This window comes from Tatumella sp. JGM118 (genome assembly GCF_018257515.1).
In the GTDB taxonomy this organism is placed as follows: Bacteria; Pseudomonadota; Gammaproteobacteria; order Enterobacterales; family Enterobacteriaceae; genus Tatumella; species Tatumella terrea.
Genome location: NZ_JAERJR010000001.1, coordinates 1 through 21976 on the forward strand (window position 1 = coordinate 1; position 21976 = coordinate 21976).

At 52.1% G+C, this 21976-nt stretch carries 20 protein-coding genes and 2 tRNA genes; 10 read left to right on the plus strand and 12 right to left on the minus strand.

Annotation, left to right across the window (positions count from 1 at the left end):
• Window positions 1–88 precede the first annotated feature (88 nt).
• Together ompA and sulA are read right to left on the minus strand one after the other, a co-directional pair.
• Window positions 89–1144 (minus strand): porin OmpA, encoded by a 1056-nt coding sequence (gene ompA, locus JK223_RS00005; RefSeq protein ID WP_212712180.1) that lies wholly within the window; start codon window positions 1142–1144, stop codon window positions 89–91.
• A gap of 347 nt (window positions 1145–1491) precedes the next feature.
• A complete protein-coding gene (gene sulA, locus JK223_RS00010) occupies window positions 1492–1983 on the minus strand; it encodes an SOS-induced cell division inhibitor SulA (RefSeq protein ID WP_212712181.1) in 492 nt (163 codons plus the stop codon).
• Between the two features lie 218 nt (window positions 1984–2201).
• Here sulA and JK223_RS00015 point away from each other — a divergent pair, with 218 nt between their 5' ends.
• Window positions 2202–2840 carry a TfoX/Sxy family DNA transformation protein gene (locus JK223_RS00015; protein WP_212712182.1) on the plus strand — a complete coding sequence of 213 codons (639 nt, stop codon included), beginning with the start codon at window positions 2202–2204 and terminating at the stop codon, window positions 2838–2840.
• Here JK223_RS00015 and yccS read toward each other — a convergent pair.
• Window positions 2837–4981 carry a YccS family putative transporter gene (gene yccS / locus JK223_RS00020; RefSeq protein ID WP_212712183.1) on the minus strand — a complete coding sequence of 715 codons (2145 nt, stop codon included), beginning with the start codon at window positions 4979–4981 and terminating at the stop codon, window positions 2837–2839. The two genes, JK223_RS00015 and yccS, sit on opposite strands and share 4 nt — an antisense overlap.
• A gap of 14 nt (window positions 4982–4995) precedes the next feature.
• Window positions 4996–5439 (minus strand): YccF domain-containing protein, encoded by a 444-nt coding sequence (locus JK223_RS00025; protein WP_212712184.1) that lies wholly within the window; start codon window positions 5437–5439, stop codon window positions 4996–4998.
• A gap of 123 nt (window positions 5440–5562) precedes the next feature.
• Between JK223_RS00025 and helD the strand changes: the two genes are divergently transcribed.
• Complete coding sequence (gene helD / locus JK223_RS00030) at window positions 5563–7617, plus strand: DNA helicase IV (RefSeq protein WP_212712185.1); 2055 nt, start codon at window positions 5563–5565, stop codon at window positions 7615–7617.
• A 4-nt stretch (window positions 7618–7621) separates the two neighbouring features.
• Here helD and JK223_RS00035 read toward each other — a convergent pair whose 3' ends face one another.
• The gene (locus JK223_RS00035; RefSeq protein WP_212712186.1) at window positions 7622–8101 is read right to left on the minus strand and encodes a methylglyoxal synthase; all 480 of its coding nucleotides are present in this window, start codon (window positions 8099–8101) and stop codon (window positions 7622–7624) included.
• Between the two features lie 67 nt (window positions 8102–8168).
• The gene (locus JK223_RS00040; RefSeq protein ID WP_212712187.1) at window positions 8169–8750 is read right to left on the minus strand and encodes a DUF2057 family protein; all 582 of its coding nucleotides are present in this window, start codon (window positions 8748–8750) and stop codon (window positions 8169–8171) included.
• A gap of 210 nt (window positions 8751–8960) precedes the next feature.
• Here JK223_RS00040 and JK223_RS00045 point away from each other — a divergent pair, with 210 nt between their 5' ends.
• On the plus strand, window positions 8961–9374 hold the full coding sequence (locus JK223_RS00045) for a CoA-binding protein (RefSeq protein ID WP_249213391.1): 414 nt from the start codon (window positions 8961–8963) through the stop codon (window positions 9372–9374).
• Here the strand turns inward: JK223_RS00045 and hspQ are convergent.
• Entirely contained in the window at window positions 9368–9682 is a 315-nt protein-coding gene (hspQ, locus tag JK223_RS00050; protein WP_212712189.1) for a heat shock protein HspQ, read from the minus strand. The two genes, JK223_RS00045 and hspQ, sit on opposite strands and share 7 nt — an antisense overlap.
• 62 nt (window positions 9683–9744) lie before the next feature.
• Window positions 9745–10935 (minus strand): 23S rRNA (cytosine(1962)-C(5))-methyltransferase RlmI, encoded by a 1191-nt coding sequence (gene rlmI, locus JK223_RS00055; RefSeq protein WP_212712190.1) that lies wholly within the window; start codon window positions 10933–10935, stop codon window positions 9745–9747.
• 86 nt (window positions 10936–11021) lie between these two features.
• Between rlmI and yccX the strand changes: the two genes are divergently transcribed.
• Window positions 11022–11297 (plus strand): acylphosphatase, encoded by a 276-nt coding sequence (gene yccX, locus JK223_RS00060; RefSeq protein WP_212712191.1) that lies wholly within the window; start codon window positions 11022–11024, stop codon window positions 11295–11297.
• Window positions 11298–11303: 6 nt separating this feature from the next.
• On the opposite strand, the gene JK223_RS00065 is transcribed toward yccX, so the two are convergent.
• Window positions 11304–11630: a TusE/DsrC/DsvC family sulfur relay protein gene (locus JK223_RS00065; RefSeq protein ID WP_212712192.1), complete on the minus strand. Its 327-nt coding sequence runs from the start codon at window positions 11628–11630 to the stop codon at window positions 11304–11306.
• Between the two features lie 219 nt (window positions 11631–11849).
• Window positions 11850–12506 carry an FtsH protease modulator YccA gene (gene yccA / locus JK223_RS00070; protein WP_212712193.1) on the minus strand — a complete coding sequence of 219 codons (657 nt, stop codon included), beginning with the start codon at window positions 12504–12506 and terminating at the stop codon, window positions 11850–11852.
• A gap of 227 nt (window positions 12507–12733) precedes the next feature.
• Between yccA and JK223_RS00075 the strand changes: the two genes are divergently transcribed.
• The 3 genes from JK223_RS00075 (at window position 12734) to JK223_RS00085 (ending at window position 15682) form a co-directional block, all read left to right on the plus strand.
• Window positions 12734–12821: transfer RNA gene (locus JK223_RS00075), tRNA-Ser, on the plus strand.
• Between the two features lie 249 nt (window positions 12822–13070).
• Window positions 13071–14576 (plus strand): bifunctional glucose-1-phosphatase/inositol phosphatase, encoded by a 1506-nt coding sequence (gene agp / locus JK223_RS00080; protein ID WP_212712194.1) that lies wholly within the window; start codon window positions 13071–13073, stop codon window positions 14574–14576.
• 197 nt (window positions 14577–14773) lie between these two features.
• Entirely contained in the window at window positions 14774–15682 is a 909-nt protein-coding gene (locus JK223_RS00085) for a DMT family transporter (protein ID WP_212712195.1), read from the plus strand.
• Between the two features lie 52 nt (window positions 15683–15734).
• Here the strand turns inward: JK223_RS00085 and cycA are convergent, their stop codons facing one another.
• Window positions 15735–17126, minus strand: coding sequence for a D-serine/D-alanine/glycine transporter (gene cycA, locus JK223_RS00090; protein ID WP_212712196.1), 1392 nt, complete (start codon window positions 17124–17126; stop codon window positions 15735–15737).
• 305 nt (window positions 17127–17431) lie between these two features.
• Window positions 17432–17656, minus strand: coding sequence for a DUF2594 family protein (locus tag JK223_RS00095; protein WP_212712197.1), 225 nt, complete (start codon window positions 17654–17656; stop codon window positions 17432–17434).
• 567 nt (window positions 17657–18223) lie between these two features.
• Here JK223_RS00095 and uvrC point away from each other — a divergent pair.
• The 3 genes from uvrC to JK223_RS00110 all read left to right on the plus strand — a co-directional run bounded on the left by uvrC (window position 18224) and on the right by JK223_RS00110 (window position 20885).
• Window positions 18224–20056 carry an excinuclease ABC subunit UvrC gene (gene uvrC, locus JK223_RS00100; protein ID WP_212712623.1) on the plus strand — a complete coding sequence of 611 codons (1833 nt, stop codon included), beginning with the start codon at window positions 18224–18226 and terminating at the stop codon, window positions 20054–20056.
• Window positions 20057–20125: 69 nt separating this feature from the next.
• The gene (gene pgsA / locus JK223_RS00105; protein ID WP_212712198.1) at window positions 20126–20674 is read left to right on the plus strand and encodes a CDP-diacylglycerol--glycerol-3-phosphate 3-phosphatidyltransferase; all 549 of its coding nucleotides are present in this window, start codon (window positions 20126–20128) and stop codon (window positions 20672–20674) included.
• Window positions 20675–20809: 135 nt separating this feature from the next.
• A tRNA-Gly gene (locus JK223_RS00110) sits at window positions 20810–20885 on the plus strand.
• Window positions 20886–21976: the final 1091 nt, after the last annotated feature.

Here is a 21976-nt window from a genome sequence, read left to right on the forward strand (position 1 = left end):
GTAAGCGGAAGGTGAAAGTAGCCCCCCTTACAGGGGGCATTCTCAAAAGCCACCTTCTAAGAAGGTGGTCTTTTACTACGTGGTTAACTTAGCCCTGAGGCTGAGTAACAACGTCTTTGATACCTTTAACTTCGATCTCTACGCGACGATCCGGCCCCAGACACTGGATCAGTGCTGCGCGGCCTTTCACGTTGTCACAGGTGTTGCCGGTAACAGGATCAGCTTTACCCATGCCCTGTGCAGAGATTTTGTTTGAAGGAATACCTTTAGACACCAGGTAGTTCACAACAGACTGTGCACGTTGCTGAGACAGTTTCAGGTTGTATTTAGCAGAACCGATACGGTCAGTGAAGCCCAGAACAACGACAGAGCCGTCTTTAGGATCCAGTGAGCTCAGCTGAGTGTACAGCTGATCCAGCGCTTGCTGGCCGCTTGCTTTCAGAGTGGATTTGTTGAAGTTGAACAGCACGTCTGATTTCAGAGTGAAGTGCTTGGTTTCAACAACCGGAGCCGGAGCTGGTGCCGGAGCTGGTGCCGGAGCAGCAACATCATCCTGACCGAAACGGTAAGCAACACCTACGCTCAGAGTGGCGTTATCAGGACGCGCACCAACGGTTGATGCGTCACCGATGTTGTTAACCCACTGGTAGTCCAGACGGGTTGCCCAGTTTTTGGTCAGAGCATATTCAACACCAACGGCTGCCAGTGGAGAAACACCGGTATCGTGGTCGGAGTTACCGTTGACGAAATCTTTGCTATCTGCACGCCATACCATGCCGCCCAGACGGGTGTACACGTCCAGATCGTCGGTCAGTGGGTAGCTCAGTTTAGCAGCCAGCTGTACGCCCTGCGCTTTGAAAGCACCGTGGTTAGAACCATTGTAAGGCATACGACCTAACCAGTCATAACCACCCTCGAAGCCCAGGTATTGGTTAACCTGGTAACCTGCATAGGCGCCTGCGCCCAGCTGGTTTTCATGCGGGTCGTTAGAGACGTGGTAGTTGTTACCGTAGAAACCGGTGTCGTGGTACTGGGACCAACCCAGTTTAGCACCAGTGTACCAGGTGTTATCTTTTGGTGCGGCCTGCGCTACGGTAGCGAAACCTGCCAGTGCCACTGCAATTGCGATAGCTGTCTTTTTCATTTTGCGCCTCGTTATCATCCAAAATAGGCAATGAGCAAAAATGTTGCTCTTGGTTGTAATCCTTCGCCGGGTTATTTCGCTCGATTTGTACTCTGCCAAAAAAGGAGATTATTGAGCACCCTGGCGACGTAAAGTCTACAACGAGATTAGAAAGTTACAAGTAAGATATGATGTTGTACAGTAAAAAAACAGTAATTTGAACACATTTACTTACAATTGAAACTGAACTCCCGGTCCGGATGACAACTGAAATCTAAGGTAACCCATTGCTGGCTCTGGAATGGTGAGTCATCTGGCTTATGTAATAATCTGCCGCTTATTTTTTATGAGAATAATCTTAAATAAGATTAATGTAGTAAGGGCGAATGAATTTTCAATCGATTTTCCTGTCTGCCGGGAGAATCAAAGGTATTTTCTTCACGCATGATCAATCCCAGAGTATGACCCTCTATTGCCGCCTGCTCGAGTTCCTGTCGTTCAGCGTCGCTTAAACCTTCCGGAAGCCAGGCGATTACCACACTGAAATTCCCCGAACGTAGCGCTTTAATCATGGCGTTGACGCTGCTGATACGTTCAGTCGAAGCGACCTGCATACTTTTTTCCAGCGGTAACCCGGCCTGCTGAAGCCAGTGACGGCTCAGTTTATGTGCGGGGGTTAACCATAACTGCCAGCGTGACTGCTCACCCAGTTGTTTGAGTAACGGAAACAGCAGCATATTCAGCAGGGCAGGGTTTTGTCCCTGATAACTTAATTCACTGATACAACCGCGGGTATACGAAGTCTGTGCCGGGTGATGATGCACCTTAAAGGTTTTCGCTGTCAGTCGCTGAGTATGCATAATTTTAACCATCCGCAATTAACTGTATGGATATACAGTATTACGACCATGCATAAAGATCAACCATTTTTCTGAAAACAGATCGCAGAAACTAAAACTGACCCGTCAGAGCGGCATTTATTCATTGAACTGGTAATCGGTTTTGTTTAACTTCTAACATGTTGATAAATATTATTTTATTAACAGCTATGCTATTGCCGGAACAAGGGAGGTTCACGATGAAAACATCAGGCCAATGCATTGAAGAATCAAAGAAACAGCTGTCAGCGCTCGGTAAAATCGAGTCCCGTACACAGTTCGGTGGATACTCGTTATCGGTGGAGAAGGTGGTTTTTGCTCTGGTCAGTGAAGGGGATCTTTATCTCCGTGCCAGTGAAAAAATGCAAAGTTATCTGCAGCACAGACGACTGCAGCCCTTTATCTTTCACAAGCGGGGGCAATGTGTCAGCCTGAATTACTATAAGGTTGATCCCCTGCTATGGCAGCAGTCAGAGGCTTTACTGGAGTTATCACACAGCTCTCTGAAGGAAGCCAGAGCTCTCAGAGAGTCACAGCTTAGCCGGCAGCGGTTGAAAGATCTGCCTAACCTGAGTGTTCGGCTGGAAATCCTGTTGAAGGAGGCGGGGATTACTTCGGTCAGTCACCTGCGTGCGACAGGGGCCAGACAGAGCTGGACGTTGCTCAGAAAAAAGAATAAACATCTGGGATTAAAAACACTGTATGCGCTGCAGGGGGCTATCTTCGGACAGCACCAGGAGGTGCTGTCCGCCGGGGTAAAAGAAGAGCTGAAGCACTGGTATCTGCAGTTTGAGCAGACTACCGCCCGTTCAGCCTGTAAGCGCAATAATGACCTCTAAAGGCGGCTTATCTCTTCTCTGACAGAGACCAGCTCCGGAAGGAGTGTCAGTACCAGGCCCATCTGCTGAAGAATGACGGGTTCTCTGCTGTCAGAACTGGCTTCAATACTCTTAATTTCTGCAATGAGTGCATGCAGTGTGTCCAGCGTATTCTGCATGTTTGCAGAATCACTCTGCAAAGTATCCCGGGTCAGTCTGACAGCATCATCCATCAGGTGTAAAAAATCACTTTGTTCTGTTTTCTCCCTGTGTGCACCTAATGCAGACAGGTAGCTTAGCAGGCTGTGATTGAGACAAGAGATGCGAAAGCCAGGGTCTTTCCCCGGGTCAGGGCTGACCGTCGGGTCATTCATGCCGGAAATCACCAGAGCTAACTCCGCATCGGCGTTGTGTGCCTCCCGGCGCGCTATCCGGTATGACATACTGTTGTCCTTACCCTGATGGTACTGGTCGGCAATTGCTGACAGATAGCGGGCATTGGCCGCCATCGCTTTATCTGCCACTGCCGGTAATTGACGATAGCGCCAGTCCGGAAATATCCAGGCCACGGCCATCCAGGCCAGTGCGCAGCCGAGCAAAGTATCAACGATCCTCGGCAGGGCAACATCAAACCCTTCGCCCAGCAGGTTAAAGCTCAGTAACGCCAGCAAGGTGATAAACAGGGTAGCCTGTGCATATTGTACCTGACGGAAAACAAAAAACAGCACCCCGGATACCACGATCAGGATCAGTACCCCGGGAATCGAAGGGACCAGCCAGAGGACCGGCAGACCGATGATGATCCCGGCCAGTGTTCCCATGATACGCAGGGCAAGACGTTTTTTGGTGGCATTATAGTTCGGCTGACAAACAAACAGGCTGGTCAGTAATATCCAGTACCCCCGTTCCAGTCCGGCCAGCTGAATAAGGGCATAGCCCACGCAGAGAACCACTGATACTCTGACCGCATGCCGGAACAGCGACGATTTCGGGCTTAAATGACGGCTGAACCTGACACGGATATCCTGCCAGCCGGTCAGCCCTTCCTGAGACAGGTGGGTGTCGCTATTCAGCCACTGGTTATTCAGGACCTGTTCCGACGCGATGGAAAGCAACTGATCATCTATCGCTTTAAGATTACGGAGTAACCATTGCAGAGCACGGGTATTGGGGTCCTGCGGATACTGGGCCTTAAGACGGTTCAGTGCCTGTTCCAGATGGAAAAAAGTCCGTTCGAAGCGGTGTTCATGCTGGTACGGTTTTTTCAGGGTCACTGAATGTGCAATCTGCCGGCAAGCGTTAGCCTGCATATGCAATAGTCGCTGGAAGCGAAATAAGATTTCGCTGTACCGCCATTCATTACGCAGCTGGTGATACTGAACGTGGGATGAATTTGCACGTTCATGAATTTCCTGGGCAGCAAAATAATAGAGCAGAGAACGGCGGCTATTACGTGCCGCGCGTTCGCCATTCAGACGGCTTTGTATGGCGGTTTTGGTGATATTAAACTGTGATACCAGCTGGCTGTTCGCCAGTGCGGCATCGATCAGCGACGGTTCGTCACTGTCGCCGGTATCGGGGTCGAACAGATTAGCCTTGGTATCAAGATAGCCGGCCAGCTGAGTGTAAGTGGCTGCGAGTTGCTGCTGCACAGGTTGTACCGGAAACAGCAGGTGCATGATCAGCGTCAGAACATTGTACCAGAGCGCACCTGCCAGCAATAATACCGGCTGAATATACCAGTCGGAGAACAGATGGATCCCCAGCATGGTATAGATAGCAATCAACAGCGCGCCGAAGGAGATGGTGGCATAGCGTTGCCCCAGGGCACCCAGCAGGGTGAATACCCAGCTGGAGAGTGCAAGGCCAATCATAAACAGTGGCGGATAAGGGAACAGAATTTCGACCGAGACCGTCGCGATACAAAAGCAGACCAGCGTGATCAGCATATTACGCAGACGGCCGGTCAGCCGGTCATCAATGTCTGCCAGTGCAGCGGCGACGACCCCCAGAATTAACGGAATGGTCCAGGTGATATTTTGTAATGACCAGGAAAGGATCACGCAGCCGGTCATCGCAAGGAATATCCTCGCCGGATCCCGCCATAATTTATTCATTAAGAATGTGTGCCAGCTGTTCAGCAGGTCAGATCCGAAATTCATTATTACCGTTATCCTCAGCGACCGGCACGGACCGCGTTTTCACGCGCAAATTTCGCTTCCTCGACAGAAACGACTCTGCGACCAACAGGCCATAAAGCAATGGCTGCAATTTTAAAATTCGCAATGCCGACAGGGATCCCGATAATGGTCACACACTGGAGGATACCGGCAGAAATATGGGCCAGGCAAAGCCACCAGCCGAAAAAGATAAACCAGAAAACGTTCAGTAACGTACCGCCAGTATTACGCAGGTGATTTCTGTTCTCCGGGCGGAGTGTATCCACATGAACGGCTTCATTACCGAAAGGTAGCAGGGATAAGCGGGTGATTTCCCAGCAGGAGCGGGTCAGGGGCAGCGTAAAAATTAAGACGATGGTAACCAGAGTGGCAAATAACCAGGCCAGGGTGGTCGCAAATCCCCCCAGAACGAAATTCAGGATATTCAGTACGGCTCTCATTAAATATATCTCCGTGAGTCTTCATGGCACAGTTACAGAATTGTAACCTGTTTTTTGTCTGGAGCACTAAAGGTCTCGCAGTTAAACTGCTTAAAAGCAATAACTCAGATAATGGCGTGATGCATGGAACTTAAAGCAACCTCAATGGGTAAACGGCTGGCTCAGCATCCTTACAATCGGGTGCGTCTGCTACCGGCAGGAGTGGAAGTCAGCGGCGATCGTCATGAATATATCATCCCTTTTAACCAGTTACTGGGTATTCAGTGTAAACGAGGGATGGTATGGGGAGAACTCGAATTTCAGCTTCCGGATGACCAGGTGGTACGACTGCACGGGACTGAATGGCAGGAAACCCAGCAGTTTTACCAGCATCTTGCCAATGCCTGGCAGCAATGGAGCGAAGAGATGGCCAGGGTCTGCTGCCAGGTATTGAGTACACTGCACCAGGAATTACTCAGCTTGCTGCAACGGGATAGCTGGCTGACCCGTGCGGATATCTCCGGCGTACGTGAAAAAATAGAAGGCCGGTTCGCGGCCTTACCTCTGCCGGCCCAACGGATTGCGGAATTTGAATCCTGTCGTCCGCACTGGTCCTTTTGTCAGAGCTGGCTGACTTCTGCAGAGCAGCAGCGTACCGTGCGTAACCGGCAATGGACGGAGCAGATACTCGAACGTTATCAGGATTTTTTTGCGACCGTGGAATCCAGTCCGCTGAATCCGTCCCAATGCCGTGCCGTCATCAATGGTGAAGATCAGTTACTGGTCCTGGCCGGGGCAGGGAGCGGTAAAACATCGGTGCTCGCCGCCCGCGCCGCCTGGTTATTACGCCGTAAATACGCCACCGCCGAACAGGTATTGCTGCTCTCCTTTGGGCGGGAGGCCGCAAAGGAGATGGATCAGCGTGTACAGAAATGTACCGGTGAAACCGGGATGACGGCCAGGACGTTCCACGCACTGGCCCTGCATATTATTCAACAGAGCAGTAATAAGCCGCCAAAAATCAGTGCGCTGGAGAGTGACGCCGCATTACGTCGTCAGTTACTGACAGACACCTGGCAGCAGCAATGCGCACAGAAAAAATCGTTTGCGAATGGCTGGCGACAGTGGATTGAAGACGAACTGGGCTGGGAATGTGCTGACACAGAGTTCTGGAACGATAAACGATTAGTTAACCGTCTGGCGGGGCGTCTGGAACACTGGGTGTCGCTGATAAGAACCCACGGGGGTTCCCAGTCCGTAATGACGGAGGAAGCCCCGGAGGCTATCCGCACGCTGTTCGGTAAACGGCTCAGGCTGCTGGCCCCCTTGCTGAAAGCATGGAAACAACATCTTAAAGAGGAAGATGCGGTCGATTTTTCCGGACTGATCCGCCAGGCCATCGCCTTGCTGGAAAAAGGCCGATTTATCAGCCCGTGGAAATATATCCTGGTGGACGAGTTTCAGGATATCTCGGTCCAGCGCGCCGGCCTGCTTCATGCACTCAGAAAACAAAATAAGCATACCGGATTGTTTGTGGTCGGGGATGACTGGCAGGCTATTTATCGCTTTGCCGGGGCGGAGATCGACCTGACAACCCGTTTTCATGACATCTTTGGTGACGGGGATGTCTGTGTGCTGGATCAGACCTATCGTTTCAGTCAGCGCATCGGGGATGTGGCGAATCGTTTTGTACAGCAGAATCCTTCACAGCTGAAAAAGACACTGAATAGTCAGGATAAGGGCAACAAAAAGTCGATTGCATTGCTGCCGGAAGAACAACTGGAAGCGCTGGTGAATAAAATGAGCGGCTATGCGGAACAGGATGAAAGCATCCTGATCCTCGGCCGTTATCACTATCTCCGTCCGGCGCTGCTGGATATTGCCTCAACCCGGTGGCCCCGGCTGAACTTATCATTTATGACATTCCATGCCAGCAAGGGTAAGGAAGCCGACTATGTGATAGTCACCGGACTCAGCGACGGCAGTGACGGCTTTCCGGCCCGTACCCCGGAATCGGTGATAGAGCAGGGGCTGTTACCGGAAACGGAAAGCTTTCCGGATGCGGAGGAACGAAGGCTCGCCTATGTCGCAATGACCCGGGCGAGAAAGCAGCTCTGGTTATTGTATGACAAAGCGGCGCCTTCAGATTTCGTGGAAGAACTGGCAAAACTCGGGGTTCCGCGGGTGAGGAAACCCTGAGCGATTACTGATCTTTCAACAGCGGTTCCTGAAGCCGCTCGGCCATATAACGCGGGTAATCAGGGATCGCAATCTCCACATTCTGAGTATAAAGCGGCGAGTGAATAATAAAATCGGCGGTAGAACGGTTAGTCGCGACCGGGATATTCCAGACGGTCGCCAGCCGTAACAGTGCTTTGACATCCGGATCATGGGGAACTGCGTTCAGCGGATCCCAGAAGAAAATCAGCATATCCACTTTTCCTTCTGCGATCATTGCTCCGACCTGCTGATCGCCGCCTAACGGACCGCTTAACAGCGGATTTACCTGCAGGCCGCAGTGGGCATTAATCAGGTTGCCGGTGGTCCCTGTAGCATACAGGCTGTGCAGGGCAAGTGACTGCTGGTTCGCTTTTACCCACTCCAGCAACGATAATTTGCAGTTATCATGAGCCACCAGGGCGATATGTTTTTTCTGCGCTAATGTCCTGACCGTCTGTTCCATCCCCGACCCTCATTATTCAAAACATATATTCAGTGTCAGGCAGTGTAGCGCGGTGGCTGACCGGGCTTCAACTGGTTCGGAATTCACGTAACCAGAGCAGGATAGCCTGCATGGAACCGCGGGCAGACGGTGCAGCTGCTGCGGGGACTGAACCGGCAGATACTTTTTCTGCCTCTGTACCGGCTTCCCGGGGCGGAAGACTGAACTTTGCCACCGAGGCTTTTCTGTTTTGCCGGTTATAACGGATAACCGCGCGCACATAATCTTCATCCTGTATTTCGGACAAATGATCCTGAATGGCTGTGATATCCAGGCCGTTTTCATCCACTAACCGTAATTGCAGATTTTTTGACGCACTGCGTTCAGCTAACGCAGAGGCAGAGGGCAATACCATACTGACAATATGACTTTCTGCCGTGAAGGTCAGAATAAATATCGGGGAGTGCGGGGCGGAGACCAGCGTAAAAAGTATCTGATGCTGGCCCTGTTCAAGCTCAATGCTTTCCGCCCCTTTCAGCAGGCTACCCGGCAGTTTATTGCCGTCGAGCACCAGTAAGTTGATCTCCGGATTTATCCTGAAGCTGACAGCCATTGCGGCAGAGGTATACAGACCAAGCAGCAGGCAGAAAACTGCAGCTACACACTTCATTTTGGCTCCGGGTCGGCTAAGTAAGGTGACGGAAAAAAAAAGCTGAGTTTCATTATGGCATTAATATTTACATTTTGTCATATTTATTGTGCCGCAGAGAGGCACAATAGGTACATTTCTTCTGCCAGCAGATCTACTATTCTGCAGATCGGCAGTCCCGGCTATCGGAGAAAAACATTGGATCGACAGGATGCCCGGATCCGGGCGATTTTGAGAGAGACGCGTCGTATTGCTGTGGTGGGGGCGAGTGTTAATCCGCAGCGTCCGGTCTGGCAGGTCATGATGGTGCTGGCGGAACACGGTTATGATGTGATCCCGGTCGGGCCTAAAGTGGCCGGGAAGGTGATTGACGGTATGCCGGGTTATGCGTCCCTGGCAGAAATTCCGGGGAAAGTCGATATGGTGGATGTGTTCAGAAATCCGCAAGTGGTCCCGGAAATTGCACGGCAGGCAATCGCTATCGGGGCAAAGACATTATGGTTACAACCCGGGACTGTCAATCTGCAGGCCGTGAAAGAGGCCCGGGATGCGGGGCTGCAGGTGATAACGGAGTTGTGCCCGAAAATTGAAATTTATCGTTCCGGGCTTTCTGCAGAATTAAAAGGCCGCGGAAGCCATCAATGATACCGGTGAGGAACACGTAACTGCTGCCGGACATTTGCCGCCAGCTCATCCAGCACCGGTTGATCAGGATGCTCGTCATAGGTCTCGCCGGTCAGATGAAGCTCGGCAATATAAGTGTGGACGGTTTCGCCGGATTCATCTTCCATCACGACATGATACCAGGGCGTTTCTCCGGGGATATCATCGCCGGGGGCTTCGGCTTCCGGCTGACTGAGTGAAAATTCAGCGTCAACGTCCACCACGACACCCAGAGTGCCGGATAATCTGTGACGGACCTGCTGCCCGATGCCAAATTTACTACTGATCATAAAACACCTCCCGCTGATTTTTTCATCCTCACAGATGTGGGGGCGGGAGGCATTTTTTCAAGTTATTCGACGTAGCAAACAAAACCTTTCAGATATAAACCTTCCGGATAGGTGGAGATGACCGGATGGTCGGCCGCCTGGCGCAACTGATCGACTAACTGAACGGTTTTACCTGCATCCAGAGCGGCATCGGCGATAATCTTCTGGAAAAGTTCCACCGTCATCAGCCCGGAGCAGGAAAATGTCAGCAGTATCCCGCCCGGATTAAGCAGCTGCATCGCCAGCATATTAATGTCTTTATATCCGCGGCAGGCACCCGCCAGCTGATTTTTATTTTCGACAAATTTTGGCGGGTCCATCACGATCACGTCAAATTTCTCGCCGGTTTCCCGGTATGTCCGCAGTAATTTAAATACATCGTCACGAATAAACTGCGCTTTATCCAGGGGAAGCTGGTTCAGTTCAACGTTCTGTCGGGCGACATCCAGCGCAGCGTCAGAGGTATCGACACTGATCACCTCTTTACAGCCGCCGAGCAGCGCAGAAACCGCAAAGCCTCCGGTATAGGAGAAACAGTTTAAGACCCGGGCCTCTTTTGAATAACGACGCAGGGCAAAGCGGCTGTCACGTTGATCCAGGTAATAACCGGTTTTATGGCCTTCTTTAATATTAACCAGCAGCTTCATACCATGTTCGGTGATCGGCAGCAGTTCCGGGGGTTGCTGGCCGGAAATAAACCCCTGGGCCAGAGGCAGCCCCTCTTTTTTGCGCACTGAAACGTCTGACCTGTCATAGACCGAACATTCCGGGTAGCACTGCTGTAAGGCAGTGATCAGAGCAGGGCGCTGATATTCGGCCCCGGCGGATAACAATTGTACCACCAGGTAGCCGGCAAATTTATCGATAGTAATGCCAGGTAGCCCGTCTGACTCGCCGGCAATCAGGCGATAGCTGTCCAGGTCATCGGCACGGGCCAGCCACTCACGCCACTGACCGGCTTGTCTGATACGCCTGACAAAGAATTCGATATCGATATTCTCATCCGCCTGCCAGGTCCAGACACGTGCCCTGATTTGGGACTGCGGAGAGTAAGCCGCACGGGCCAGCCACTGACCTTTATGGTCACAGACATCCACGGTTTCACCGGAGATGGCATTGCCTTCGATGCGGCTGATAGCCCCGGAAAAGACCCAGGGGTGGCGGCGTAACAGGGATTTTTCACGTCCTCTGGAAAGAATCAAACGGGCAGTCATAATTATCGGGTACCAGAAAATAAAGGGGGACATTGTCGGTCCGGCATCGGAAAAAAGCAAACCGCAGAGTAATAAAGGGGAAATTTATGGCGAGAATAGCGCAGAAAATCAGAGTCACGGGACGGGTGCAGGGTGTCTTTTTTCGGGACAGCACGCGACGGCAGGCTGAAGCCGGGCGTCTTACCGGCTATGCGGCTAATCTCGATGATGGTTCTGTCGAAATTTTGCTCCAGGGATCACCGGAGGCCGTTGAAAAAGTCTTGCAGTGGATTAAGGCGGGGGGACCGCCGGCGGCCAGGGTAGAGAGTGTCACCGATGTCTCCTGTATTTTCCAGGAGACCGGGGGCTTTACGGTGCGTTAAACGGGCCTACAGGCATTTTGCGGGCTTGGGGAGGCCGGCAATTTTTGTGGCCTGTTTTGCCGGCCCTTCCGGGAACAGTCTGAACAGGTAACGGCTGTTCCCTTTTTCCTCCCCGTACTTTCTGGCCATCGCCTTTACCAGCATGCGGATAGCCGGAGAGGTATTAAATTCCAGATAAAATTCACGCACAAAGTTAACGACTTCCCAGTGAGCGTCTGTCAGCGTGATGTCTTCCAGACCGGCGATGTGTGTGGCCAGTTCTGCAGACCAGTCTGCCGGATGTTTCAGATAGCCTTCGCTATCCGTCTCAAGGGTTTTTCCTGCAAAATTCACTTTTCCTGCTCTCCGTGATGTAGCGCGCAGCCTAAAAAACGGCAGTGTAACAAAAGCTAAGCTATGAATGCAGTGTAATGAAGGCCAGGGGAGTGAATCCCGGCAATAAATTCCGTGTAATCAACGCGGGAAATCAATGCCGGATAATGAAGACTGCGCAGTGAGCCGTCAGGAATAAAAAGATACCTGCCCGCAGGCAGGGTATCAGGTGTGGAAACATCAGTTACTGCGGGAGAACCCCAGTAAGCTCAACAGGCTGACAAAGATATTGTACAGGGACACATACAGGCTGACGGTGGCACGGATATAGTTGGTTTCGCCGCCCTGGATAATATTACTGGTCTCCCACAGGATGGCACCCGCAGAGAACAGGATAAACAGTGCACTCAGAGCCATCTGCAAAGCCGGCAGATGCAGGAAAATGTTGGCGATCATCCCGACCAGCAGCACGACAAACCCGGCCATCATCATGCCACTCAGGAAGGACATATCTTTACGGGTGGTCAGCACGAAGGCCGAACAACAAAAGAACACCAGTGCCGTGCCGCCCAGCGCGAGAGCAATCACCTCACCCATACCGGCGGAAAGAAAACTGTTGAGCACCGGGCCCAGGCAATACCCCAGAAATCCGGTAAAAGCGAAGGCCGCCAGGATCCCCGCAGGCCGGTCCGACAGACGATAGGTTAAAAACATCAGCCCGTAGAAGCCGGCCAGCATCAGGATCATCCCTGGTGCGGGCAATGCGAGCAGGGTACTGGCGGTGGCCGTGATGGCGGAGAACGCCAGCGTCAGCCCCAGCAGGAAATAGGTATTGCGCAGGACTTTATGGGTACTGAGTAAACGGCTGTGTTGTCCGGGGGCAAGAATTCTGTCCATACAGACTCCTTAACATAGTGATGGGTCATTTTATTAATAGACGGAGGATACTGTTCGCTGGCTGTCGTATGAAGTTGTTTTACCCATCTTTACCCGCCTTATTGCTGAACAGATGCGCAATTTGTTGATTTAGGCAGCACTCAGAGCCTAATCGGCTGTTTTTCAGGCAAATGATACAAAGGGGGCTTTACAACACAGAAGGGGATGTTTATAGTGCGCCTCATTGCGGAGGGGTGGCCGAGCGGCTGAAGGCAGCGGTCTTGAAAACCGCCGATGGGAAACCATCCGAGAGTTCGAATCTCTCCTCCTCCGCCAAATTCTGAAAAAGACCAGCCTGATGGCTGGTTTTTTTTTATCTGTAGTAAACTCTCCCGGTCACAACGCATCTCTGTCAGACAGGCATTCAGCCGATTCCCCCTTACGTAGTCCGGGAAGTTTGATATAGTGGCAGAAAGTCTTTGATCCGGCGCTCTTCCCCGGCAGTGTTACTGGCCAGGTGCTATTGATGACCGGACGAAGTCAGAAAATTTTTTCCACACCCTCAGAATTCATGGAATAGGTACAATGATTAAGAAATTGAGCTTGTGTACACTTGCTGTACTGGCAGCACTGCCTGTGAGTCTGAATGCGCTTGCCGCAGACGGTGGTATGCAACTGGAGCAGGTTTTAATCCTCAGCCGTCATAACCTCCGGGCACCGCTGGCCAATGGCGGCAGTATCCTTGAACAATCTTCTGATAAAAAGTGGCCCCAGTGGCAGGTGCCGGGGGGAGAGCTAACCACCCGCGGTGGTGTGCTGGAAATTTACATGGGGAAATATACCCATGACTGGCTTCAGCAACAGGGTGTTATCAGTAAAAACCAATGTCCTGATCCGAATTCTGTCTTTGTTTACGCCAACAGTCTGCAACGTACCGTCGCTACCGCGCAGTACTTTGTCACCGGTGCATTCCCGGGGTGTGATATTGCGGTAACACATCAGGATGATATGGGCACCATGGATCCGGTCTTTAATCCGATCATCAACAGTGACAGTGCAGAGTTTAAGAAGACGGCCGCCGAACAAATGGCGCAGGAAGAAAAACAGCAGTCACTGCAGGCCGCTTACAAACAACTGGCAGACGTGGTCGGCTATGCCAACTCGCCTCAGTGTAAAGGCAAAGATAAATGCAGCCTTACCGGGGCGGATAATAAATTCAGCCTGGTCAAAGGCAAAGAACCGTCGGTGGAAGGGCCGCTGAAGACCGGCAATGCGCTGGTGGATGCCTTTACCCTGCAATATTACCAGGGCTTCCCTGCAGACCAGGTGGCGTGGGGGAAAATCACCACGCCTGAGCAATGGAAAGCCTTATCAGCCATCAAAAATGCTTACCAGGACGTGTTATTCACTACGCCTGCAGTGGCCCACGACGTGGCAGCCCCACTGGTCGACTACATTCGCAGTCAGTTAATCGATCAGGATAAATCTGCCGCCCCGGCCTTTACCTTTATGGTCGGCCACGATTCGAATATCGCCTCACTGCTGGCGGCGCTGAAGGTGAAGCCCTATCAGTTACCCGGACAGTATGAACAGACGCCGATAGGGGGCCAGCTGATGTTTGAACGCTGGCATGACAAACAAAATAATAAAGATCTGCTGAAGATAGAATATGTCTATCAGAGCACAGAGCAGCTTCGCAATGCGGATATTCTGAGCCTTGCTCATCCGCCTGAGCGAGTCACCCTGCAGTTAACCGGCTGTCCGACCGACAGCAACGGGTACTGTTCCTGGAGTGACTTTACCAATGTGCTGAATGATGCATTGCAGGGGACCGTGATGCAGCCGCATATGGCACCGACCGAACCTGTGGCCGCGGTCAACAGCAGTACCGCTGCCGCTACGCCGGCGACGTCAGGATCTGCCACCGACGGGAACTCAGCCTCGCCGGCACCGAAAGCCTCCTCGCCGGCAGCCCCTGATGCCGCCGCCGGGGCACGCTCTGCGGACAAATCTGCGGCAGAGAACGGCCATTCCCCGTCAGCCGATAAAAACGGTGGCGGAGCAGGGGCTGGTCATTCGGCCAGCCGGTAATCCGCTGTCAGCGTCGTGTTATCCTGCCAGGCGGGAGCACCCATAAATGAGTGAACAGCTTTGCAGTGATGCAGAGCTGTTTTTTTTCTGAGACCCCGGACGTTTCTGCAATGCGCTTTCCCGGCGATGGCAGAGGTTATTCGCCCGGCGATACCGCACCCGGTATCACTCCTTTTCCCGCGACTGGTTATTCAAAGATGTCTTCTGTTGCTAACAATACCTCTGACCCGTTGTTCTCCCGACCTGTGCTGATATTAATTTTTATCACCATGCTATGGGGGGGAACCTTTCTTATTGTGCACCATGCGGTACAGGTATCCGGTGCGTTCTTTTTCGTCGGTCTGCGCTTTGGTACGGCAGCCCTGATCCTCTCGCTGTTTTCCCTGAAAACCCTGCGGGGGGCCAGCCCCCGGGACTGGATTGCCGGAGGCAGTATCGGGCTGGCGATAGCTATCGGCTATGGTTTACAGACGCTGGGGATGAAAACGATTAGCAGCAGCCAGTCCGCCTTTATCACTGCCATGTATGTGCCTCTGGTACCATTACTGCAGTGGTTATTCTTCCGCCGTCCGCCCGGTATTATGTCCTGGTGCGGGATTGTTCTGGCTTTTGCCGGATTGTTGCTGCTGTCCGGCGTCTCTGTCCGGTCGGCATCAGGCTTTTCGGCCGGGGAAATGGTCACTCTGGCCAGTACGCTGGCGATTGCGGCAGAGATTTTACTGATAGGCTATTTTGCGGGGACTACTGAAACCCGGCGGCTGACACTGATCCAGCTTCTGATGGCCTCATTGTTTTCGTTTCTGTTTATGCTGCCCGCCGGGGAAGCGGTTCCTGACATGACTATGACGGTGCTGGGCAGTGCCTGTGGTCTGGGGCTTGCCAGCGCGGTGATCCAGCTGACGATGAACTGGGCACAGCGAAGTGTTTCGCCGACAAAAGCGACGATTATTTATGCGGGAGAACCGGTATGGGCTGGCATTGTCGGCAGAATTGCCGGAGAAAGGCTCCCTTTACCGGCACTGGCCGGGGGCTGCCTGATTGTTTGTGCGGTTGTGATCAGTGAACTGCGCTGGAAAAAGAAAAAATTACCGGCAGCTGATGTGTGATAACCCCGGGACGGCACCGGAAAGCGAAGATGCCGTACCCGGAGTTATAGCACTAAGATAATTTACGCTGCTGCATTTTCCAGCCGATAGCCAGCAGGATAAACCAGATCGGGGTTACCATCAGTGCCTGACGCGTATCGGGTTGCAGGCTCAGCAGAACCAGTACAAAGGCGAAAAACAGCAGTCCCACCCAGCTCATCAGTTTCCCGGCCGGCATCCTGAAGACCGACGCGGCATGCAATTCCGGATGTTTTTTACGGTAGACCAGGTAACTGCACAGAATAATCGACCAGACGAACATAAACAGTATCGCGGAGACGGTGGTGACCAGCGTGAAAACGGTCATCACATTCGGGATCAGGTAAATCAGCGCGATCCCTGCCAGCAAACATAAGCAGGAAAACAGCAAGCCGTTGACCGGCACCGCTCGTTTGGACAGATGCGCAAATCGCTGATGGGCGACCCCTTGTCCGGCCAGACCAAACAGCATACGGCTGGTTGAAAAGATGCCACTATTGGCTGATGACGCCGCCGAGGTGAGCACCACAAAATTAATAATACCCGCAGCAGCAGGTAAACCAATCAGTACGAACATCTCCACGAACGGACTGCGCGACGGGACAACCTCGTTCCAGGGGGTGACAGCCATGATCACCAGTAATGAACAGACATAAAACATGATGATACGCAGCGGGATCGCGTTGATCGCTCTGGGTAAGACTTTCTGTGGGTTGCGTGTTTCTGCGGCTGTTGTCCCGACCAGTTCGATGCCGACAAAGGCAAAGACGGCAATCTGGAAGCCGGCAAAGAAGCCACTCAGACCTTTCGGGAACAGTCCCCCGTGGGTCCAGATATTGCTGAGAGCGGCTTCAGGTCGTCCCGGGGCATGGTAGTGCACGGCAACCAGCACGATCCCGATAATAATCAAGGCAATAATGGCGACTATCTTGATGATAGCAAACCAGAACTCCATTTCGCCGAACAGCTTCACGGTTGCGATGTTCAGGATCAGGAAGGTGGCTATGCACAGCAATGCGCTCATCCAGACAGAAAAATCCGGTAACCAGAACTGAAGATAGGAAGTGATGGCGACAATATCTGCAATGCCGGTGACTACCCAGCAAAACCAGTAGGTCCAGCCGGTAAAATACCCGGCCCAGGGCCCCAGTAATTCGGCCGCAAAGTCACTGAACGATTTATAATTCAGATTAGAAAGTAATATTTCACCCATTGCCCGCATGACGAAAAACAGCATAAAGCCTATCAGCATATAGACAAAGATGATGGACGGGCCGGCCAGACTGATTGTCTTTCCTGATCCCATAAATAAGCCGGTACCGATAGCACCGCCGATGGCAATTAACTGTATATGACGGTTGTGAAGATTTCGCCGCAGCTTGTGTGAACCTTCACCGGTCACATCGTTGTCAGAATGTTGTGTCATGCATCTGTTCCTGTGATTGCAATAGCTTTCTTGTTGTTATCTTAGAGTTATTCCCGGAGAGCCTGATGAGCAGGCCACCTGTGTCATAATCTCTTAATAGTTCAGGCATCTTTTATCATACTCTGCGTTGCCGGAAAAACCGCTTGTCGGGAATGCCGTCCAACCGCACTTTTTTTCAACGGAATTACCGGCAAAACCTGCAGTAACGGGCAATATCACTGTGGAAAAAAGCAAAGAGGGGGTAAGGCCGGGGAGCTTCGGGGAGCGTATTATCCTGCCTCAGGCTGAGGCAGGACGACTCAGCGTTATTGCAGATAGCCCGCTTTAATCTGGCGCAGCGTTTCAGCCAGTAATGCGGTATCTTCGTTATCACCGGCCGTCGCCAGATAACGTTCCATTTTTAAGATAGCTTTGCCTGAATCTACCTGGCTCATAGATTGCAGGATCATAGTTACCATCATTTTCAGACAAGTGACTTCACGGGATAGCGCTTCAGGGCTTTTTTCAGTAGAAAATTCTGCGTAGTTCATTGTTTCCGACTCCGTTAAACGGCATTTTATCGCCATAATGCGTGGATTATATCAGAATCATAATACAGGGTTCATTATTTTCAGCCCTGTCCGCCGATCAAAAGTGACAGAATAGCCGTCAGCTATGGAATGCGCGGCGAAATGGCCGAAATCTGAGATCATGGCGCTCTGTGCTGTATTCCACCGGCTGACCGGTCATCTGCACAGAATCGCTTATACTTAGATAAGTACTGTCCTGAGAACGGCAGGGATGGCTGCTTATGCTGTCCGGTTTACCGGGGCAGGCGGCATGACTGTAGGCTCTGAAAGAAGAGATCCTTAGGCGCGCGGCGATATCCGCGGCCGGAAGGGGATATCAGAGTACAGCTGCGCTCATAAGCTGCTTTTTTTCGTTATACCCTGCCAGGATACTTGAAATGACGACCGTGAATCACAATTCAGTACCTGAGATGTCGTGGAAGCACACAGACTTCCCGGGGTATTTGCAGTCCGCTACCTGTCGGGAGAGTATCCTCCCGCAAGGCTCTTTTTCTGTCCACTCAAACCCGGTAACGCGTAGTGAATGAAGTGAATAATACGTTCGACCCTGCGGAGTTTCTCCGCACAGTGACCCATCAGCCCGGTGTTTACAGAATGTATGGCACTGGCGATGAGGTGATCTATGTCGGTAAAGCGAAAGATCTGAAAAAACGTCTGACCAGCTATTTCCGCAAACAGGTCAGCAGCCGTAAAACCGAAGCGTTGGTGGCGAACATTGTGCATATCGATGTCACCGTGACCCACAGTGAGACAGAAGCACTGCTGCTTGAACACAACTACATCAAACTCTATCAGCCGCGCTATAACGTGTTATTGCGTGATGATAAGTCCTATCCGTTTATTTTTCTCAGCGGCGATAAGCATCCGCGGCTGGCATACCATCGTGGAGCTAAACACGCGAAAGGGGAGTATTTCGGGCCTTTTCCTAACGGAGGGGCCGTACGGGAGACCCTGGCGTTATTACAGAAAGTGTTTCCTATCCGGCAATGTGAAAACAATGTCTACCGGAATCGATCCCGTCCCTGTCTGCAATATCAGATAGGACGCTGCCTCGGACCCTGTGTCAGCGGACTGGTTTCCGAAGAGGATTACCGGCAACAGACGGACTATGTACGGCTGTTTCTTTCCGGGAAGGATGACCAGGTCCTGCGTCAGCTGGTCGCCCGTATGGAGCAGGCGAGCGCCGATCTGGACTTTGAAGGGGCGGCACTACTCAGGGATCAAATTCAGGCAGTCAGACGGATCACCGAAAAACAGTTTGTTTCCAATCAGGGAGATGACCTCGATGCTATCAGTATCGCTTACGATTCGGGAATGGCCTGTGTGCATGTGTTATTTATCCGCCAGGGGAAAGTGCTGGGAAGCCGTAGTTATTTTCCTAAAGTGCCGGCAAATACCGAACTGGCCGAAGTTATCCAGACCTTTGTGGGACAGTTTTATCTGCAGGGCAGTGAGTTACGCACCTTACCAGGCGATATCCTGCTGGATTTTGAACTGCCTGAAACCGGCCTGCTGAGTGAATCTTTGTCCGGACTGGCAGGACGGAAGATCACCCTGCAAAGTAAGCCCCGCGGGGACAGGGCGCGTTACCTGAAACTCGCCCGAACCAATGCGGCGACGGCTCTGACCTCCCGGCTGGCGCAGCAATCCACCGTGCATCAGCGTATGGCAGCACTGGCGAATTTTCTGCATCTGCCAAATATCCGGCGTATGGAATGCTTTGATATCAGCCATACGATGGGTGAACAAACGGTGGCTTCCTGCGTTGTGTTTGATGCCAATGGCCCAGTGAGGGCGGAGTATCGTCGTTACAATATCAATGGCATTACCCCCGGCGATGACTATGCAGCGATGCATCAGGTTCTCGAACGGCGCTACGGAAAAGCTCTGGAAGAAAAGAATATCCCGGATGTCATTATTATCGATGGCGGTAAGGGGCAGCTGGGGCAGGCCAAAGAGGTGTTTGCCTCGTTGCAGGTCGACTGGAATAAAGCACATCCTTTATTACTGGGGATTGCCAAGGGAAGTGATCGCAAAGCCGGGCTGGAAACACTGTTTCTGGAGCCAGAGGGGGAAGGGATGTCGTTACCCCCTGACTCACCGGCACTCCATGTTATTCAGCATATCCGTGATGAATCTCATAATCATGCGATAACCGGCCACCGGCAGAAAAGGGCGAAGGTGAAATCGGCGAGCAGTCTGGAAGGAATTGAAGGGGTTGGCCCGAAACGACGTCAGCAGTTACTGAAATATATGGGGGGATTACAGCCACTGAAAAATGCCACCGCCGATGAAATAGCCAAAGTCCCGGGCATATCGCGTGCGCTGGCAGAAAAAATATTCCATTCTCTCAAACAGTAGCATTGAAACGGGGGGGGCAATGTAGGAACATAGTGGCAAACATCACCCTTTCCAGGCTGTTAATGCCCTATGCAATTTAATATACCGATATACCTCACGTTATTCAGGGTTGTGCTGATCCCTTTTTTCGTGCTGGCATTTTATCTGCCTTTTCAGTGGGCTCCGGCGTGTTGCGCATTACTTTTTGTGATTGCGGCCATTACCGACTGGTTTGATGGCTTTCTGGCGCGTCGCTGGCAACAAACGACGGCGTTCGGTGCGTTCCTTGACCCCGTGGCCGATAAAGTGATGGTGGCTATTGCATTGGTGCTGGTGGCGGAACATTTTCATTCCTGGTGGATCACGCTGCCGGCCGCGACCATGATTGCCCGTGAAATTATTATTTCTGCATTGCGTGAATGGATGGCTGAAATTGGTAAACGCAGCAGTGTTGCGGTGTCCTGGATAGGCAAAGTGAAAACAACGGCACAGATGATGGCGCTGGTCGCATTGTTATGGCGACCTAATCATCTGGTGGAAGTGGCTGGATTCCTGGCATTGTATATTGCAGCGGTCCTGACCTTTTGGTCGATGTTCCAGTATCTGAGCGCTGCGCGTAAAGATCTGCTCGATCAGTAAGCAAAGCGGCGTAAATAGCAGCAATCACACCGTGGGGCGGTATAAACAGGTTGACGGATACGTCCGGGGCAGTAAAATGCTGCACATCAAGACATTACCTGTGTTTCAGTCATTACGGATAACAGGAAATGCATTGCGGGAATAGCTCAGTTGGTAGAGCACGACCTTGCCAAGGTCGGGGTCGCGAGTTCGAGTCTCGTTTCCCGCTCCAGATTCCGGCCGGTAACGTCAGGTTATCTGCCCTCAGAAAAGGACCTTCGGGTCCTTTTTTTGTTTTTGTACTCTGTCACCGCATGACCACATGACCGCATGGCCGCATGGCCGCATGACCGCATGGCCGCATGACCGCATGACCGCATGACCACATGACCACATGGCCACATGGCCACATGGCCACATGGCCACATGACCACATGGCCACATGGCCACATGACCACATGGCCACATGGCCACATGACCACATGGCCACATGGCCACATGGCCACATGGCCACATGACCACATGACCACATGACCACATGACCCCGGCCCACTGGTCACCTTAGTCAGCGGTTAAGCCGCGAACTTCTGGTGGCGACTTAACCGCCCGTACCATCCTAAGCACACCTCACAGCGGCTCAACTGCCAGTCAGTCCCCCGGAAGACCTGCGGAGAGTGGCACCGGTATATATACAACCTCATTCACGGAGTGTTCCGCGTTTAGTCCATCCTGAATGACGCTGGTAGGGTCTCCGGTCATGGCGGAATATTTCAGAAGCCGTGGGTGGTCGCTCATCTCAGTAACGCCGGCTGGTCACCGAATAACCCATCAAACGTACGTACCGGCATTCTTCTTATGATTTGAATGAAGAGGGTAGAGATTAACTTTTCAGCTTAAGGCATCCGGAAAGGGAAATATGCAGCGACATATCTGCTTGCCGGCCTGTAATCATTTCCGGACCGGAACACTTTTCCATCTGTCCTCCCGGCAGCAGCACTTCAGCGCTGAATTTTTACTGTATGAAGCGCTATCTGTGGGAGTACATACATATATTATCTTTGACGGCTCAGCTCACATAGACCCATCGGTGGCCCGGGCAGCAGCGCTTCACCGCAGAATTTTTACTGTATGAAGCGCTATCTGTGGGAGCACGTCCATGTATTATCTTTGCCGGGTCAGCTCACATAGATTCATCGGTCGCCCTGGCAGCAGCGCTTCACTACTCGTTTACGGTCGGCGCTATTTGAAGAGGACTGTCGACGGAACCTCGTTATGCTCTTATCTGACTATCTGACTATCTGACTATCTGACTATCTGACTGCT

Bases quoted from the DNA above. Each gene is read 5' to 3' on its own strand.
- yccS (WP_212712183.1), bottom strand. From the start codon at position 4,981: ATGAATTTCGGATCTGACCTGCTGAACAGCTGGCACACATTCTTAATG.
- sulA (WP_212712181.1), bottom strand. From the start codon at position 1,983: ATGCATACTCAGCGACTGACAGCGAAAACCTTTAAGGTGCATCATCAC.
- ompA (WP_212712180.1), bottom strand. From the start codon at position 1,144: ATGAAAAAGACAGCTATCGCAATTGCAGTGGCACTGGCAGGTTTCGCT.
- hspQ (WP_212712189.1), bottom strand. From the start codon at position 9,682: ATGATCAGTAGTAAATTTGGCATCGGGCAGCAGGTCCGTCACAGATTA.
- JK223_RS00025 (WP_212712184.1), bottom strand. From the start codon at position 5,439: ATGAGAGCCGTACTGAATATCCTGAATTTCGTTCTGGGGGGATTTGCG.
- JK223_RS00035 (WP_212712186.1), bottom strand. From the start codon at position 8,101: ATGGAACAGACGGTCAGGACATTAGCGCAGAAAAAACATATCGCCCTG.
- JK223_RS00095 (WP_212712197.1), bottom strand. From the start codon at position 17,656: ATGAACTACGCAGAATTTTCTACTGAAAAAAGCCCTGAAGCGCTATCC.
- JK223_RS00015 (WP_212712182.1), top strand. From the start codon at position 2,202: ATGAAAACATCAGGCCAATGCATTGAAGAATCAAAGAAACAGCTGTCA.
- JK223_RS00085 (WP_212712195.1), top strand. From the start codon at position 14,774: ATGTCTTCTGTTGCTAACAATACCTCTGACCCGTTGTTCTCCCGACCT.
- cycA (WP_212712196.1), bottom strand. From the start codon at position 17,126: ATGACACAACATTCTGACAACGATGTGACCGGTGAAGGTTCACACAAG.
- rlmI (WP_212712190.1), bottom strand. From the start codon at position 10,935: ATGACTGCCCGTTTGATTCTTTCCAGAGGACGTGAAAAATCCCTGTTA.
- agp (WP_212712194.1), top strand. From the start codon at position 13,071: ATGATTAAGAAATTGAGCTTGTGTACACTTGCTGTACTGGCAGCACTG.
- yccX (WP_212712191.1), top strand. From the start codon at position 11,022: ATGGCGAGAATAGCGCAGAAAATCAGAGTCACGGGACGGGTGCAGGGT.
- JK223_RS00040 (WP_212712187.1), bottom strand. From the start codon at position 8,750: ATGAAGTGTGTAGCTGCAGTTTTCTGCCTGCTGCTTGGTCTGTATACC.
- helD (WP_212712185.1), top strand. From the start codon at position 5,563: ATGGAACTTAAAGCAACCTCAATGGGTAAACGGCTGGCTCAGCATCCT.
- yccA (WP_212712193.1), bottom strand. From the start codon at position 12,506: ATGGACAGAATTCTTGCCCCCGGACAACACAGCCGTTTACTCAGTACC.
- pgsA (WP_212712198.1), top strand. From the start codon at position 20,126: ATGCAATTTAATATACCGATATACCTCACGTTATTCAGGGTTGTGCTG.